Here is a 16,467-nt window from a genome sequence, read left to right on the forward strand (position 1 = left end):
GGGAAGCCGAAACATGAGCGGCGTCACATAAGGTGAGATATGCGCATGGACTCCTCGGATCGCGTCGCTCTCACCGACTTGGCCGCCAGGTACGCACAGGCCGTCGACCGTCGAAACACCACCGCACTTGCTGCTCTCTTCACTGACGACGTGGCATTCGTCTTGCCGCCGGCATTGAACGGAACGGATGCGCCGACGGAGATACGTGGGAACACCGTCGTCAGTAGTTCGGTGGTCGATGCCGTCTCACATCTGCACTCGACCCGGCACATCGTCGAGCAGCAGATCCTCGACCTCGACAGCCCCACCACTGCGCACGGTGAGGCCTACTGCTCCGCCCACCACATCTATCCGCGGGGCGAGGGCCACCGGGACAACCGGATCGAGATTCGTTACCAGGACAGCTTCGAAAAGATCGACGGCACCTGGCTGTTCTCGCGTCGCGAACTGGTAGTCGATTTCGCGGAGGACGTTCCGGTCATCCTGCTCGGACAATAGGTACAGGAAAAAATCGCGGTGATTCTGTATCTCCTCACGGGAGGTTTACCGGGCTAGCGTTCAGCAACTGTCATGCTATCTCGGCGTGCGTTCGGCTATGTCTTGGAGATTCACATGTCACGCTCGCGCACCAGAAGATTCCTCGCTGCCTTCGCAGTGGCCGCCGTCGCAGTCGGAACCGTAGCCGCGTGCTCGAGCGACAACTCCTCCGACGAGAACGCACCTCTTCGCATCGTCGCTTCTTCGGTTCCGCACGCCGAGATCCTGAAGTTCGTCGAAGAAAAGGGCCTGCTCGGTGACACCAAGATCGAGGTCAGCGAGATCACCGGCGATCTCGACGCCAACGAGGTGCTCGAAGCCGGAGACACCGACGCCAACTTCTTCCAGCACGTGCCGTACCAGGAATCGTGGTCGAAGGAGAAGGGTGTCGACGACCTGGTCGCAGTGGCGAAAGTCCACGTCGAGCCGCTCGGTGCATACTCCAAGAAGGTCACCAACGTGGCCGACCTACGCCAAGGCGCAACGGTGGCGCTGTCGAACAACGTCACGAACTTCGCCCGTGGGCTGTACCTGCTGCAGCAGGCCGGATTGATCAAGCTGGATCAGCAGTTGGGTGCTCCCGGCACGGACATCACGCAGATCAGCGAGAAGAACATCATCGACAACCCCAAGGGACTCACGTTCACCCAGGTCGATCCCCCGCAGCTGCCGCGCACGCTCGACGACGGAAATGTCGATCTCGCAATCATCAACGGCAACTACGCAATCGAAGGTGGTCTCAACCCGGCCAAGGACGCCCTGGTGCTCGAGAAGGCCGAGGGCAACCCGTACGCCAATGTCCTGACCGTACGCACCTCGCTCGAAAACGATGCGCGAGTACAGAAGTTGGCCGAGGCATTGACGTCCGCCGACGTCGCGACGTTCATCGAGCAGACCTACCAGGGCTCGGTCATTCCGGCCAGCGCTACCTGATCGAGACCCGTCATGGTCTTCTCGATCGAATCGGTCTCCAAGGAATACCGCAGCGGCACGAAAACTCTGCATGCACTCGATTCCGTGTCCCTGAAAATCGAGGACGGGGAAATCTTCGGCATCATCGGCAAGAGCGGCGCAGGCAAGTCGACTCTGCTGCGATGCCTCAACCTGCTCGAACGCCCCACCAACGGCCGGATTCTGTTGGGCGACACCGATCTGACTGCGCTGAGCCCAGCGCAACTGCGCGATACACGCAAGCGGATCGGTGTCGTGTTCCAGCATTTCAACCTGCTGCACTCCCGCTCGGTCGCCGCCAACATCGCCTTTCCTCTCGAAGTGGCGGGGTACTCGCGGGCAAATCGCCGTACCCGCGTCGACGAGCTGATCGAGTTGGTCGGCCTGGAAGACCGACGTGACGCCTTCCCTTCGCAACTGTCCGGCGGACAGAAACAACGGGTCGGGATCGCAAGAGCCTTGGCGGCTTCACCCGACGTCCTCCTGTGCGACGAAGCCACGAGCGCCCTCGACTCGGACACAACCGATTCGATCCTCGACCTGCTCGCCGACCTCAATCGACGTCTGGGTGTGACCATTGTTCTGATCACCCACGAGCTCAACGTGGTTCGACGGATCTGCCACCGCGCCGCCCTGATCGACCAGGGCCGCATCGTCGACGAGGGAACACTCACCGAACTGGTCGCGGACCCGGGATCGCCCCTTGGCGAGGCGCTACTGCCGACCGGAACGGCGCGAACTACCCCGACCGGAATTCCGGCACTCCTCACCTTTGTCGATTCGCTGTCGACCTCGCCTGTGATTTCCCAACTCTCGCGAGATCTCGACGTCGACGTCACGGTGATCTCCGGGGGTATCGAGAACATCGGCACTCATCAGGTCGGTCGCCTTCGCGTGGAGTTCGCCTCGCACACGGGCCTCACCAGCAACGGAGAGACAAGAAAGTCTGTCGAAGAACATCTTTCGCAGCGCGGAGTGAAGGTGACGTTCTCATGAACAAGACGTCCTGGCAGGATTCCCTGGGCGAAGCATGGGAAGCCCTACTCGACACGCTCTACATGGTCGGCGTCTCGTTCGTGCTCACCGTGATCATCGGTATCGCTCTCGGTGTTCTGTTGCACGCGAGCGCCCCCGACGGAATCCGTCCCAACCGCGTCCTCAATTCGGTTCTGGGCACCGTGGTGAACATTGGCCGTTCGCTACCGTTCGTCATCTTGTTGGTGCTCCTCATCCCGGCAACGAGGGCGATCGTCGGAACAGCGCTCGGCGCCACGGCAGCGATCGTGCCGTTGACCATCGGTTCGGTGCCCTTCTTCGCCCGCGTCGTCGAGAACGCCTTGCGTGAGGTCGATTCCGGGCGCGTCGAGGCAGCACGGTCCATGGGCGCCACCGACAAACACATCGTCACCAAAGTGCTACTGCCCGAATCAGTTCCGGGGTTGGTAGCAGGAGCAACCCTGACGGCAGTGATGCTGATCGGTTTCTCGGCCATGGCAGGTGCCATCGGCGCCGGTGGACTCGGCGACTTCGCAATCAAGTACGGCTACCAACGATTCAACACACCGGTGTTGTTCGTCGCAGTCGTGATCTTGATCGTGCTGGTGCAGGCAATCCAGTCGACCGGCGATCTTGTGGTTCGTTCAATGGCACACAAGCGGTAATTGATCAGCTCGAGACCATCGCGATCGCTGTTCGCAAGCCACGCCGCCTACCGGTCTGCGGATCGACGCCGAACACTTCCTTGATTCCGCCTCGGATGCGGAACTTCAACTCCGAGTGTGTCTCCGGAGCATCGTCCTGGGAAGCCGAGAGAAACCTGTTGGGCAGCGACAACTTCCAGATGGTGCGCAGCGTCAATCCGTACTGCTTCCACAGCGGCCCGGTCGTGTAAGGGAGGTCGTACTTGTCACACAGGTCGCGCAACGGCACCGCGATTTCCGAGTACCGATTGCTCGGCAGATCCGGGAAGCAGTGATGCTCGATCTGGTAGCAGAGGTTGCCGCTCATGAAGGCCATGACCGGGCCGGCGTGAAAGTTGGCGGAGCCCAGCATCTGTCGTAGGTACCACTGAGCACGCGATTCGTTCTCGAATTCCTCGAGCGTGAACTTCTCGGCACCGTCGGGAAAGTGCCCGCAAAAGATGACGGCGTAACTCCAGTAGTTTCGGATGAGGTTCGCAACGACGTTCGCCGTCAACGTGGTCTTCCACGCCGGGCCGGTCAGGGCGGGGAACAGGATGTAATCCTTCGCCACCTGACGCGCGATCTTCTTACCGACGTCCTTGGCCATCTCCGATTTCTCGGACCACTTCACCTCACCCTTGCGGAGTTTGTCCGTTTCGAGGTGATGCAGTGCCACTCCCCACTCGAAGAGGGTCGCGAGCACAAAATTCGTGATCGGTTGAAAGAGGTAGTCGGCATGCCACTTTTGATCGCGCGTGACGCGCATGATTCCGTAGCCCACGTCGTTGTCCAGTCCGACGATGTTGGTGAACTTGTGATGGGTGAAGTTGTGCGAGTGCTTCCATCCCGAGGACGGGCAGGTGTTGTCCCACTCCCAGTTGCTCGAGTGAATCTCGGGATCGTTCATCCAGTCCCACTGGCCGTGGATGATGTTGTGGCCGAGTTCCATGTTCTCGATGATCTTGCCGACCCCCAGGAGCGCAGTCCCCAGAATCCAGGCAGGCTTCTTCTTGCTGGCGAACAAGACGATTCGGCCGGCCACCATCAGAGAGCGTTGAAACGCGATTGTCCGCTGGATGTATCGAGCATCGTGCGCGCCTCGCTTCTCCTCGATATCGACCCGAATGGCGTCCAGTTCACGCCCGAGCGCCTCGACGTCTTCCTCGGTGAGGTGGGCATATTCTTTGATGTCGGTGATCGCCACAGTGTTTTCTCCGTATCGGTTTTTCTCCGTGCCGCAGGACTGGTCCGTCGGGCGGTACCCCTGGGAGTCGGTGCAGAAACGTCGGCTCCGATATTCATGTGCGTCTTCGTGCAATCTATGCCAGAGTCGATATACGTGAGCCCCGAAAACAAGATCACCATCCGCACCGCTACCGAGAGTGACTGGCCGGCTCTCCAACTACTCGACTCGGTGGGGTTCGGTTTTCATCCGTCTCCCGCGGTCAGCGAGCTGACAAAGGCGCTCTACAAGCCCGAGGACATCATCCTTGCCGTCGACGGTGACGTACCTGTCGGCGTGGCTATCGAGATCGACATGGAATTCACCGTGCCCGGCGGACGCCAACTCCCCACGCGCGGTATCACCTGGGTATCCGTCGCCCCGACTCATCGTCGTCGCGGCGTCCTACGCTCGATGTTCACTGCACTTCACGCCCATATCGAGTCGACCGGCGCTCCGCTTGCAGCGCTGACGGCCAGCGAGGCCGGCATCTACAACCGCTTCGGATACGGCCCGGCAACCGTCAGTGAGGGCATCACCCTCGATCGACGCTTCGCGCAGTTCCGCCCGGAGGTACCCGACAACGGCGGTGTGTCGATTGTCGACGTCAAGGCTGCCACAACGCTTCTTCCCGAAATCTACGACCGCTGGCGACTGCAGACTCCCGGCGCGCAGGTACGTCCGCAACCACTGTGGGATCACATGTTCGCCGACCCGTCCGAGGATCGTGACGGCGCCTCCGGACTGTTCTTTCTGACACACGCGGACGGATACATCGCTTACCGGCACACGAGCGAGGGCCGCGACAGCATCGCCCGGATCGACGAGTTCGTGACGATCACCGAAGATGCGCACGCGGCGCTGTGGCGCACGATCTGCGGCCTCGACCTCGTCACCCGGATCGAGACACGCCAACATCCTGCCGATCCACTCCGGCTGATGCTCACGGACTACCGCCTTGCCCGGACAACGACACGCTCCGATCGACTGTGGCTTCGCATCATGGACGTGCCCGCGGCGCTCCAGGCTCGTGAATACGCTGCTGACCTGGACACCGTCATCAAGATCGATGATCCGTTCCTGAAGGCCGGCGGGACTTTCACACTTCGAGTCAAGGGTGGCAAGGCCACCTGCACGGCTACCGACGCCGAGCCTGCGATCACGATGCCCGCCGACGTTCTGAGCAGCCTGTACCTCGGCGAGCACCAGGCCAAGGCCTTTGCTGCGGCGCACAGACTCCAGGCAACTGATTCGCAGGAAATCCAGAATCTCGACTTTGCGTTCAGCACGTCGAAGCCGGCAATCCTCGGGTACGGATTCTGATGATCTTGCCGACACGAGCGTCGACGATTTGTGCCCTCGACAGTATTCAGGGTTAGCCTCGAACAATGGCGTTTGTCGAAAAGATGGTCAATAGGCTTCCTGAGCGGGTTCTCGTGCGCGTCCTGCCGCACGCAGAAATGCTCAAGTTCCTGGTGGTCGGCGGCATCGCCTTCATCGTCACCACGGTGCTGTTCTTCGGCATCAAGTGGACGGTTCTGCCTCAGCACCCGGTGACGGCCAACATCCTCGCGGTCCTGATCGCGACGGTTCTGTCCTACGTCCTGAACCGCGAGTGGTCGTTCGCTCAGCGCGGTGGTAGACAGCGCCATCACGAGGCTGCGCTGTTCTTCATCGTCGCGGGTATCGGTTTGGCCATCAACCAGGTACCGCTCTGGACCTCCAGGTACGTGTTCCACCTGCGTCAGCCCGAGGTATCGGTGTTGATGGAGAATTTCGCGGACTTCATCAGCGGATCGATCATCGGGACCCTGCTGGCGACGGCCTTCCGGTGGTGGGCCATGCGCCGGTACGTCTTCCCCGAAGACGCCACCGACAGCCAGGTCGTTCTCGACATCGAAGCGACTCCTGGCGCCAAGACGCCGACAACCGACGCCACCACCCTCGACTGACTTCCCCGACCGACAACGCGGCCTTCGTCAGCGCGATGGTCCTGAGAACGGGCTGGCGCATCCCTGATCAGACGAAGGACTACGCTCCGAGCCCCAAGCGCTTCGAGCATTCGACCATCTCGTCGATGATCAGTTCCAACGACGTGCCACGACGGCTGGCGGACAGCACGATTCGATCGGCTCCCAAACCGCGTGCCCAGTCCAGCTTTGCTTCGTCGAGTCTGGGTAATGTCGCACCGAGAACGAGCGAGACGTCGGCGGGATCTCGGTCGACCTTGACCGCAGCAGCTTTCATCGCTGCAACGGCCTTGTCGAGGTCTTCACCAACAAGTCCCAGCGGCTGGAAACCGTCACCCAACCGGCCTGCTCGCCTCGCGGCCGCGAGACTGTGTCCACCGATATAGAGCGGAACTCCCGACTCGCAGTGAGGCTTCGGCCAGCTGTATGCACCCTTGAACGAGAAGAAGTCACCGTCGAAGTCGACCGCTTCCTTGCCTGCCCAGAGTGTGCGCATCACCGCGATTGCCTCGTCGGCAACCTTGCCACGACGCTCGAAGTCACCGCCGCACGCTTCGATCTCTTCCTTCATCCAGCCCAGTCCGAGGCAGATGCGCAGGCGCCCCCCCGAAAGTCGATCAAGCGTCGCCAAGCGCTTGGCAAGCACTACCGGATTGTGATTGGGCAGCACCAGAACTCCGGTCGACAGACCCAAAGTGTTTGTGGCGCCGGCCACGAACGAGAGCAGTTCAAGCGGATCCGGGATGTCGCAGTCATCGGGAAGATGCGACTTGCCGGTCGGAGAATAGGGGTATTCACTCTCGGTGTCGGCGATGACCACCGAGTGCTCCACAGCCGAGATCTCGTCGAAACCCAACGATTCAGCCGCACGGGCGAATTGCAGAATCCAATCAGGGTCTCCACTTCGACCCAATTCGACCGGAACGACTACGCCGAGCTTCATACCGTTTCCTCCCGTGTCGCCATCAATTTCGGACCGTCCACGACGCGACCGAGGAACCGGTCCGCATCGGGATCTGTTGCAAGCCACACCGCCGCTGCAGCGGGTACGGATGCCGGTGTGGCCGCAAATCCGGCTTCCACTATTGCTTCCGCGCCACCGCGGGCTTTCCCTGATTCCGTGATGACAAATCCCGGACTCAGGTTGAACGCTTTGATTCCGGCGTTTCGATACTCGGAGTTGATCGCTCCGGCGATACGTCCGAACGACGCCTTCGACGCGGCGTACGACAAACCCCAACCACCCTCGCCGGGCGGCGCAGGCGGATCCATGGTCGCCGAGCCCGATGCCAAGTTGACCACTACGCCGTTGCCACTTTTGATCATCGACGGGAGTATCACCTGAACCAGAGCGAGTTGGTGCAGATAATTCCCGATCACCATCGCCTGAGCGTCGTCGATCTCGATGTCGAGCACCCGGTCCATGTTTCCGACCGTCTGTGCGTAGGCGTTGTTCACCAACACGTCGACGTGTCCCCACTCCGTCAGAACCCGTGTTCCGGCAGCTCGGACGGAGGCCAGATCGAGCAGGTCCATCGGGACGGCCAACGCTCGCACACCGAAGGCCTCGATCTCGGCGACCGTCGTCTCCAGGCTGCCGGGCACCGGAATCACTTGCTCGCCCTGCCTCGTTCGCGGAGCAGCCCGCCCCTCTCCTTCACGAACGGTGCGAGCAGTGATTGCAACGTCGAATCCGGCGCGCGCGAAGGCAAGCGCGCACTCTCGGCCGATCCCTCGGGAAGCGCCGGTGACCAGCGCAACTCCACTCACAGGAACCGCGTGCGGCCGTGTCATAGGAACCGCGTGCGGCCGTGAGTCTCGAACTCCTTCTCCAGGTTCACCACGTCAGCTTCGGTCATCAACGTGTATTCGGGGGTGCCACGGCCCACCCAGTGGAACACCGGTTCGTCGGTACGCCAGCGGTCGGCCTGCAATTCACGCTTGAGCACCTTGTTGGACCCTGTGACCGGCAGGTCCGTCGAAACGCGAACGAACCGCGGTGCCGCCTTCGTACCCAAATCCGCCTGCGCGGCAAGGTAAGCCGCGAACTCGACCGGGTCGAAATCAGCAAAATCGGCGACCTCGATCGCAGCCATCACCTGATCACCCGATCGCGGATCCGGCACCGCGAAGACACCCGTTGCAATCACCTTGGGGTGGCGACGCAAGATGTGCTCGATCATCAACGCCGACGTGTTTTCACCGTCGACGCGGATCCAGTCACCCTTGCGACCAGCGAAGTAGATGAACCCGGCCTCGTCGACGTAGCCGAGATCGCCTGTCCAGTACCAACCGTGGCGAATCTTCTCGGCTATCGCGTCTTCGTTCTTGTAGTACCCCTCGAACTTCTTCGATCCGGCCTTGTCGACCATCTCGCCGATGGCTTCGTCGGGGTTCAGCACGTGAGAGTGCTCGTCGAGGATTGCGCGGGGTCGCTCTTCGCGGGTATCGGGATCGACGATGACGATGTTCTCGTTCGCGGGACGGCCCAGTGCGCCGGCAGGCTGGTTCGGATCGAGCACCACCGAACCGGCACCTTCACTCGAACCGTATCCCTCGAAAAGCTGTGCACCGAAACGGCGGATGAACTCTGCCTTGTCTCCCGGCGACGCCTCGGTCCCGAAGCCGTGAGTGAGGGTGTTCTCGATGTCGTCGGGCAGTTCCGGCGTCGCCATGAGATACCCCAACGCCTTACCAACATAGGTGAAATATGTTGCGCCGTAGAACCGGACGTCCGGCATGAATCCCGAGGCGGTGAACTTACGAACGAGGCAGACCGTAGCTCCCTGTGAAAGGGCCGGCGCCCACAGAGCCATCAATGCGTTGCCGTGGAAGAGCGGCATGCAGCAGTAGCAGATGTCGTCGCGGTCGATGTCGTACTTGGCGCAGTTCGCGTAGGCCAACCGCGTCAGACGCCCCTGACTGCACCGCACTGCCTTGGACATTCCGGTGGTGCCCGAGGTGAAGAGAAGCAAGAACAGCGTCGACGCGTCGACACCGAGGTCGACCTGAGGCGACTCGACCTGGTGAGCGGAAATCTTGTCCGGGTATGACGCGTCGTCGACCAGAACGAAACGGTCTTCGGTCAGTCCGAGGTCAAGGCCGGACAACTTCTCGTAGCCCGCTTTGTCGGTGACGATCAGCTGGCAGTCGACGTACCGAACCTCAGCCTCGAGTTCAGCTCCACGCCTGGTCGGATTGATGCCGACGATCGTGGCCCCGGTCAGGGCCGCGCCGCCGAGCCAGAACAGGAACTCGGGATCGTTCTCGAGAAGTACTCCGATGTGAAACGGTCCAGGCGCGCGAAGCGACTTCGCAAGCGAGCCGCGCGCTGCGCTCTCGCGCACCACCTCGTCCCAGCTCCAGTCCTGCGTCCGCGTCCGCAGACCCAGGTGCTGATCACCGAGACGGTCGATCAACATCTGCGCGACGTCCTCGCGCTGAGGAGCTGCAAGAGATGCATTCGAAGATGCTTCGGTGGCGGTGTTCGTCATCGTGTCCTGTGTCCTAGTCGATATCGGAATGTCGATTACTCCAACTGCGATACGCCTCGAACGTATCGACGCCTCGAGGCCGGAACCGTCCCAGTCTCGCTCAGTGGTAACCGCCGCCACAGATATGATTTTCTCGTGAGATTTTGTGACGTGAAAAGCGCCACAATACGAAAGGCCATTCCATGACTGCCCCCGCAGATCCGCAGTTGCTTCTGGACCAGGCGGTCTCACGCCTCACCGGTCCAGGTGGGCCATTCGAGATCGTCGAAGAAGAGGTTCTCGGCACCGTCATGCCCGTGATGAAGAACCGTGGTCACGCCATCGGTGAACTCATCTCGGCATCTCGTGCCTGGGGCGACGGCGACTATCTCGTCACCAGCGATCGTCGAATCTCGTTCACCGAGCACGCCGATTCCGTCGCCGCGCTGGCAACTGCTCTGCGGGACAAGTACGGAGTCCGCAAGGGCGACCGTGTGGGCATCCTCGCTGCCAACACTCCCGAATGGGTCATGACGTTCTTCGCGACGCAGGCGCTCGGCGCGATCGCTGTCGGTCTCAACGGTTGGTGGGTTCCGCGCGAGGTCACCCACGGGATCGAGCTCTCACGTCCGAAGGTTCTTGTCGTGGACGCCAAGCGCGGCGCCGCCCTCCCCGAACTGCCGGCAGACATCACGGTCCTCACCATGGAAGAGGACCTCCCCGCGCTCATCGCGGAGTATGCAGGCTCCGACGTGCCGAGCACCGACATCGACGAGGACGATCCCGCCGTCATCCTGTTCACCAGTGGTACCAGCGGCCGCCCCAAGGGGGCACTCCACTCGCACCGCAACGTGATGGCCGTCGTCGACTACCACAAGTACAGCGACGCGATCGGCGCCGCATTCACCGGCCGTGAGTACGACGCTTCCAAGCCGAGCCCACTGCGTTATCTACTCACCTCCCCGCTCTTCCACATCGCCAGCCTGCACAATCTGGTGGTCCCCCGTCTCGCGACCGGCAGCGCCGTCATCCTGACAGAGGGCGGCTTCGACGTCGACAAGGTGCTCGGACTGGTCGAACGCGAGCGTGTCACCAACTGGGGTGCTGTCCCCACGATGGCATCGCGGCTACTCGAGCACGGCAACATCGCCAAGTACGACGTCTCTTCGTTGACTGCATTCTCGCTGGCATCCGCGCCGTCGTCGCCCGCGTTCAAAGAACGCCTCAAGGAGCAGGTGCCGTTCGCACGCAATGCTCTGGTCGACAGCTACGGCCTCACCGAATGCAGCACCGCCATTGCGGTCGCCGTCGGCGCCGAACTCGAAGAGTTCCCAGGCACTCTCGGGCGTCCGATCATCACCGTCTCGATGGAGATTCGCGATCCCTTCGGCGAATGGCTGCCGGACGGCATCGAAGGTGAAGTGTGCGTACGCAGCCCCTTCGTCATGCTCGGATACTGGGAGAACGACGAGGCGACCGAGTCGGCAATTGCCCCCGGACGCTGGCTCCGCACCGGCGATTTCGGCGTCATCGAGAACGGGCGTCTCCGTCTCACCGGTCGCCGTTCCGACCTGATCCTGCGTGGCGGCGAGAACGTCTACCCCACCGAGATCGAGCAGACGCTCGACGAACACCCCGACGTGATCGAGTGCGCTGTCATCGGCATGCCGCACCCCGACCTCGGCCAGGAAGTGTCCGCCGTGGTCGTCCTGCGTCCCGGAGCCGCCACAACGGAGGCGGAGCTGCGTGATTACGCCGCCGAGCGACTGTCCTACTTCAAGGTGCCGTCGAAGTGGCGCATCACCAGCGATCTGTTGCCTCGCAATGCAACCGGCAAGATGGTTCGGCGCGAGATCACCGTATGACCACGGAGCTGTCACGGATCGTCGCCGAGTCGGCGATCCGTGACCTGCTCTGCGAGTACACGCATCTGATCGATCAGGGCCGATTGCGTGAAGTCGCTGCATTGTTCGCCTCGTCCGACTACGGGCAGTGCGGGCCGGACGGGGTTGCCATCACGCTCATTTCGTCCGACGCCGACGCAGTGTTCGCAGCCTGCAGCGGCTTCATTCGAATGTACGGTGATCCGCCGGTTCCACGAACCAAACATCTGCTGACCAACACGCGAATCGCAGTCGACGGTGAATCAGCGACGGCACTCTCGTACGTCACGGTCATGCAAGGTACTGAAGCGCTTGCCCTGCAACCCATTCTGGCGGGGCGCTACTTCGATCGCTTCACCTGCGTCGACGGGTCGTGGCAGTTCAGCTCGAGACTCTTCTGTCTGGACAACATGGGCGAGATGTCCGCGCATGCCAAGCGGGCACTGTAGAGGAACGACGACTGTGGAAATCGGCGTCAACGTTTCGGGTCTCGAGACTCGACTGGACGACCAGCATCAAGGAGGCGTGGCATGGACCGGGCACTGCAGGATCTCGTCGACAAGCAGGCTATTCGTGAGGTTGTTTTGACGTATTGCCGCGGCATCGATCGCCTCGATTTCGATCTCGTCCGCAGCGCGTACCATCCGGATGCGGTCGACCATCACACCGGCTTCGACGGCAACATCGACGAGTACATCGCCTGGGTCACACCGAAACTCTCGGCGATCGGCGGCACGATGCACCACATCGGCAATCATCTGATCGAACTGCACGGCGATCAGGCGATCAGCGAGGCGTACTCGATGTCCACACATTGGGGCGGCTCCGAAGATATCGGGATGGTCAACTTCACCAGCGGTGCGCGATTCATCGACCACATGGAGCGACGTGAGGGACGTTGGGCTATCAAGGAGCGATGGGCCGTACGAGAGTGGACCCGCTCGGACGAGGGTCGCTTCGTCAACCCCGAGGGGCCTGGTCCGCGCGGGCGACGAGATGCCTCGGACCCTCTGACAGAATTACGGCAAACCCTTGAGATGCAATGAGATTCAGAAATCGGACTTTTCCGACTGATTTGAGGATTCGATTCTATTCGAACACTTATTCGAATAGAATGAATGGATGTTCAACCCCGCGACGGAGCTTTTCGGTATCTCAGCACAGCTGACCGGTACCGAAACTGATTGTGCCCTGGTTGATCTCATGACCGATCTGCATGCGTGCGAGGCGATGCTGGTCGAACGCAAGCTCGCAGTCGTTGCCGAATTCTTTTCGCGGCGAAGCTCAGAGCATGTAGCCAGTGGGACCTGGTCGTCGACCGCACACGAGCTGGCGGAATCGGAAATCGGTGCGGCGCTCACGATGGGTCGCGCAGCTGCCGGGAAGTTGATCGGGTTGGGTTTCTCGTTGAAGACCCGTTTGCATCGCACTCGAGCGGCGATGGCGCGTGGCGAGTTGGATCTATACCGCGTGGGTTTGATCGATTCGGCAACGGCGAACGTGAAAGACGAGTTGATCGACGAGGTCGAACGACTACTGCTCGAACAGGTTCTCGCACCAGCGTTTGCCGGCGGAACCGGCTTGACGGGAAGGCGACTGACGGCGGCGATCGATCGGATCGTGGCGATGGTGGACCCGGAAGGCATGCGGGAACGTCGACGTCGCGCCCTCACCGATCGGTTCGTCGGGGTCAGTGCCGCCGAGGACGGGATGGCCAAGATCTTGGGAAGCGTTCCGGCCGAGCAGGCTCGGGCATTCGACGGCCGGTTGCGCGAGTTGGCAATGTCGGTGTGCCGACACGACTCGCGAACCTACGAGCAACGGCGAGCCGACGCGCTCTTCGAGTTGACCAACGGATCACCGTTCTTGCCGTGTAACTGTGGCCGAGCTGATTGCCCACAGGATGGTCGGGGTGCTGTTGTCGTTCGTCGCCCCGTGGTCCACGTTGTGATGACTGATGCGACTCTGCACGGTGGCGGCGAGCCCGCCCACCTGGACGGGTATGGAGTGATCAGCGCTGAGCATGCCCGCGACATCGCACAGGACGCCGTCATTCGAAAGGTCCGCGTTCCCGCTGATGTCGCCACCGAACCGGTGGCGGCGTCGGCACACGTCTACCGGCCAGGTGCAGTACTCGATACGTGGTTGCGGATCATCGCGGGCAGCTGCCAGTGGCTGCATTGTGATGTCCCGGCCTGGAATTCCGACCTCGACCACAATGAACCGTTCCATCATGGCGCCCCCGAGCGCGGCGGCAAGACAGTCGAGTCGAATATGAGTGCGTTCTGCCGCAATCATCATCGCCTCAAGCATTCCGACCGGTGGCGGTTCGCGCCGAACGAAGATCGAACCATGTCACTGACGTCGCCGACCGGGCACAGTTACCGAACGCGACCCGCAGGGTTGATGGCCGGCCTGCACGAACTGATACCGCCGCAAGGTGGTCGAAATCGGCGGACTCGAGCGGAGAACAAGGCTGCCCGTATCCAGAGCGAACGCAATAACCAGCGCGGACGGATTCAGAAACGAGCAGAGAAGCACGTTCAAAGTAGGCTGCGGAATTCACCGCACGTCAACCATGAACCCATCGATTACGGGGACGACCCGCCACCGTTCTGAATGCCAAGCGGCCGGAAGGAGTACCGAGGCGCGTCGCCAGGATCAGTCTGACGTCGGCTTGGTGTCGTCGTCTGTGGCCGGATCGTCTTCGGCAAGCGGATCTATGGTGTCGACACCTTCGAGGACGGTCAGCTCTTCTTCTGCCTCGGCGAGGAGCCCCTTGGCTTCAGCTTCGACCTTCTTCACCCATTCGGACATTCCGAGCCTCTTCTCCTCCGAAGCGAGTTCCCGCTGTATCTGAACTCAGACTACGTCGCCGGCGACGAGTTTCGCCGTCCCCCCGAGTCGGTATTTACGCCACTCGCCAAGAAGGTAGCGATGGAGCGATGGTCGTCGTGGGATCAGCGCCACGCGCCACTGGACTCCGCGCGAGCCGCCGGGAGAAGTATCAGAATGCGCAAACTCGACCGACCTAGCTGTAACGAACCTCCCGTCTGGTTTGATACCGGAAAGACGCAACTTCACGAACAGAGGGCAGCACATGGCACCGCGATTCAACCCAGCCCCCGGATGGCCCGGCGCCCCTGAGGGCTGGCTGCCCTACGAAGGGTGGGTGCCAGACCCGTCATGGCCGCCAGCACCCGGCGGGTGGCAACTGGTAGTCGACGATCAAGCGACTTCCGGAATGAACGGATTTGCCAATCGAATCAGGTCAGCGACGCAGGATTTCACGGCTCGGTCATCCTCTGAGGCGTCCGCCCTCGAAGGTGCGCCGGGAGTTCTCTGGTCTGCGAAGGGGCAGCCACTCACGGGCATCGGCGGCGGTCGCTACCGCCTGACCGCAACGACGCTCTTCTTTGAGCGAGGAACACTCACAACAAATGCACAGCAAGTGCCGACGAATCAGCTGTTCGACATAGATCTCAGGCAGTCACTCACTCAGAAGACGCGTGGCGTTGGCGACGTCGTCGTGCATGTCCAACGTGCGTCCAGGGTCGAGCAGGTGATCTTGAACGACGTTCCGAACCCGCGCGAGGCGGTGAACATCATCAACGAGGTCGCAAACCAGGCACGCATCAACGCGCACACGATGGCCAACACCCGGCATTTCACCTCCAACCCCGCACCCGCGGTGCCTGCATCACCGCCAGAAGCGGCCCCGCCAATGACAACCGCGCCGGACGCGATCGAGCAGCTCACGAATCTCGGTCAGCTCCGCGACGCTGGAATCCTCACCGAAGACGAGTTCGCCCAGAAGAAAGCGGACATCCTCGCAAGAATGTGAGATCGGCGGGTTGATAGATCCGCCCGCCACCGAAGTGGCGGGCGGAAACACAAATGTTGGAAATTTTCTGAACTTCCAAAACGCACGAGCGCAGCAACGGTCGATCAGTCGACGGTCGGCGCCCACTGCACCCCGTTGATGTGCCCACCACCGTCGACGAAGAGAGTGTTGCCGGTGACGTAACGGCTGTCGTCACTCGCCAGGAAGGCCGCAACGGGGCCGATATCGTCGAGAGGATCGCCGATCCGCCCCATCGGGTTCTGGGCGGCCATCACTGCTACGTTCTCCGGATTGGCTTCGGCGACACGCTTGTACGCCGCGCTCTGCGCGCCGGGGCAGATGACGTTGCAGTTCACGTGCCGAGGAGCCCACTCACGAGCGGCGGTTCGAGTGAGCGTCCGCAAAGCTTCCTTGGCCGCGTTGTACTGCACCGAATACATGTGGGCGTTGACGCCGTTGAGGCTGCACATGTTGATCACGCGGCCCGTGCCGTGACGCTCGAGTTCCGGTAGTGCAGCCTGCATGGCCCAGAAAGCCGCCATCACCGCCATGTCGAAACCGCCGCGCAACTGCTCGTCGGTCATCTTCTCGAACCGAGCGAAACCGAAAGTCCGCCAGGCATTGTTGACCAGAATGTCGAGGCGTCCGAACCGCTCGACAGCCCGGTCGACCATGGTAACAACCTGCTCTTTGTCAGTGACGTCGGTGCGGATGAACTCCGCCTCCGCGCCCCATTCGTCCCGCAACCACTGGGTGGTTTCGAGGCCCGCTGCCTCGTCGATCTCGGCAACCAGCACCGACGCGCCTTCACGCGCGAACGCGCCTGCCACTCCACGCCCGATGCCCATACCGGCACCGGTGACCACTGCTACACGTCCGTCGAGTTTGCCCACAGGGGCCCTCCT

At 61.7% G+C, this 16,467-nt stretch carries 17 protein-coding genes; 11 read left to right on the forward strand and 6 right to left on the reverse strand.

Annotated elements, in window-relative coordinates; translation table 11 throughout:
* The first annotated feature begins 39 nt into the window (after positions 1-39).
* From ACSW29_RS17955 to ACSW29_RS17970, 4 genes are all read left to right on the forward strand, one after another.
* Positions 40-498, forward strand: coding sequence for a nuclear transport factor 2 family protein (locus ACSW29_RS17955; protein ID WP_448277899.1), 459 nt, complete (start codon positions 40-42; stop codon positions 496-498).
* A gap of 114 nt (positions 499-612) precedes the next feature.
* Complete coding sequence (locus ACSW29_RS17960; RefSeq protein WP_003940478.1) at positions 613-1,470, forward strand: MetQ/NlpA family ABC transporter substrate-binding protein; 858 nt, start codon at positions 613-615, stop codon at positions 1,468-1,470.
* A gap of 12 nt (positions 1,471-1,482) precedes the next feature.
* Positions 1,483-2,484: a methionine ABC transporter ATP-binding protein gene (locus tag ACSW29_RS17965; protein ID WP_448277900.1), complete on the forward strand. Its 1,002-nt coding sequence runs from the start codon at positions 1,483-1,485 to the stop codon at positions 2,482-2,484.
* Complete coding sequence (locus ACSW29_RS17970) at positions 2,481-3,149, forward strand: methionine ABC transporter permease (RefSeq protein ID WP_448277901.1); 669 nt, start codon at positions 2,481-2,483, stop codon at positions 3,147-3,149. The genes ACSW29_RS17965 and ACSW29_RS17970 overlap by 4 nt, the downstream gene beginning before the upstream one ends.
* A gap of 4 nt (positions 3,150-3,153) precedes the next feature.
* Here ACSW29_RS17970 and ACSW29_RS17975 read toward each other — a convergent pair whose 3' ends face one another.
* Positions 3,154-4,374: a fatty acid desaturase family protein gene (locus tag ACSW29_RS17975; RefSeq protein WP_448277902.1), complete on the reverse strand. Its 1,221-nt coding sequence runs from the start codon at positions 4,372-4,374 to the stop codon at positions 3,154-3,156.
* Positions 4,375-4,509: 135 nt separating this feature from the next.
* On the opposite strand from ACSW29_RS17975, the gene ACSW29_RS17980 reads away from it, so the two are divergent.
* Together ACSW29_RS17980 and ACSW29_RS17985 are read left to right on the forward strand one after the other, a co-directional pair.
* A complete protein-coding gene (locus tag ACSW29_RS17980) occupies positions 4,510-5,715 on the forward strand; it encodes an enhanced intracellular survival protein Eis (RefSeq protein WP_448277903.1) in 1,206 nt (401 codons plus the stop codon).
* Between the two features lie 65 nt (positions 5,716-5,780).
* Positions 5,781-6,344, forward strand: coding sequence for a GtrA family protein (locus ACSW29_RS17985; protein ID WP_317825746.1), 564 nt, complete (start codon positions 5,781-5,783; stop codon positions 6,342-6,344).
* A 79-nt stretch (positions 6,345-6,423) separates the two neighbouring features.
* Here ACSW29_RS17985 and ACSW29_RS17990 read toward each other — a convergent pair whose 3' ends face one another.
* Genes ACSW29_RS17990 through ACSW29_RS18000 form a run of 3 tightly spaced genes read right to left on the reverse strand, consistent with a single transcriptional unit; the run spans position 6,424 to position 9,784 of the window.
* A complete protein-coding gene (locus ACSW29_RS17990; protein ID WP_317825747.1) occupies positions 6,424-7,305 on the reverse strand; it encodes an LLM class F420-dependent oxidoreductase in 882 nt (293 codons plus the stop codon).
* Positions 7,302-8,156 (reverse strand): SDR family NAD(P)-dependent oxidoreductase, encoded by an 855-nt coding sequence (locus ACSW29_RS17995; protein WP_448277904.1) that lies wholly within the window; start codon positions 8,154-8,156, stop codon positions 7,302-7,304. Before ACSW29_RS17995 ends, ACSW29_RS17990 begins: the two co-directional genes overlap by 4 nt.
* On the reverse strand, positions 8,153-9,784 hold the full coding sequence (locus ACSW29_RS18000; protein WP_411742522.1) for an AMP-binding protein: 1,632 nt from the start codon (positions 9,782-9,784) through the stop codon (positions 8,153-8,155). The genes ACSW29_RS17995 and ACSW29_RS18000 overlap by 4 nt, the downstream gene beginning before the upstream one ends.
* 254 nt (positions 9,785-10,038) lie before the next feature.
* On the opposite strand from ACSW29_RS18000, the gene ACSW29_RS18005 reads away from it, so the two are divergent.
* The 4 genes from ACSW29_RS18005 to ACSW29_RS18020 all read left to right on the forward strand — a co-directional run bounded on the left by ACSW29_RS18005 (position 10,039) and on the right by ACSW29_RS18020 (position 14,337).
* Positions 10,039-11,700 (forward strand): class I adenylate-forming enzyme family protein, encoded by a 1,662-nt coding sequence (locus tag ACSW29_RS18005; protein ID WP_007732670.1) that lies wholly within the window; start codon positions 10,039-10,041, stop codon positions 11,698-11,700.
* Complete coding sequence (locus ACSW29_RS18010) at positions 11,697-12,167, forward strand: nuclear transport factor 2 family protein (RefSeq protein WP_448277905.1); 471 nt, start codon at positions 11,697-11,699, stop codon at positions 12,165-12,167. Before ACSW29_RS18005 ends, ACSW29_RS18010 begins: the two co-directional genes overlap by 4 nt.
* A gap of 81 nt (positions 12,168-12,248) precedes the next feature.
* Positions 12,249-12,764, forward strand: a complete 516-nt coding sequence (locus tag ACSW29_RS18015; RefSeq protein ID WP_448277906.1) for a nuclear transport factor 2 family protein — start codon at positions 12,249-12,251, stop codon at positions 12,762-12,764.
* A 76-nt stretch (positions 12,765-12,840) separates the two neighbouring features.
* Positions 12,841-14,337, forward strand: a complete 1,497-nt coding sequence (locus ACSW29_RS18020) for a DUF222 domain-containing protein (RefSeq protein ID WP_448277907.1) — start codon at positions 12,841-12,843, stop codon at positions 14,335-14,337.
* 42 nt (positions 14,338-14,379) lie between these two features.
* Here ACSW29_RS18020 and ACSW29_RS18025 read toward each other — a convergent pair whose 3' ends face one another.
* Positions 14,380-14,535, reverse strand: a complete 156-nt coding sequence (locus tag ACSW29_RS18025) for a hypothetical protein (protein WP_230815289.1) — start codon at positions 14,533-14,535, stop codon at positions 14,380-14,382.
* Between the two features lie 283 nt (positions 14,536-14,818).
* Between ACSW29_RS18025 and ACSW29_RS18030 the strand changes: the two genes are divergently transcribed.
* Positions 14,819-15,562 carry an SHOCT domain-containing protein gene (locus ACSW29_RS18030; RefSeq protein WP_448277908.1) on the forward strand — a complete coding sequence of 248 codons (744 nt, stop codon included), beginning with the start codon at positions 14,819-14,821 and terminating at the stop codon, positions 15,560-15,562.
* A gap of 104 nt (positions 15,563-15,666) precedes the next feature.
* On the opposite strand, the gene ACSW29_RS18035 is transcribed toward ACSW29_RS18030, so the two are convergent.
* Positions 15,667-16,455 (reverse strand): SDR family NAD(P)-dependent oxidoreductase, encoded by a 789-nt coding sequence (locus ACSW29_RS18035; protein ID WP_317825753.1) that lies wholly within the window; start codon positions 16,453-16,455, stop codon positions 15,667-15,669.
* Positions 16,456-16,467: the final 12 nt, after the last annotated feature.

The sequence above is a fragment of the Rhodococcus sp. GB-02 genome (assembly GCF_053470465.1).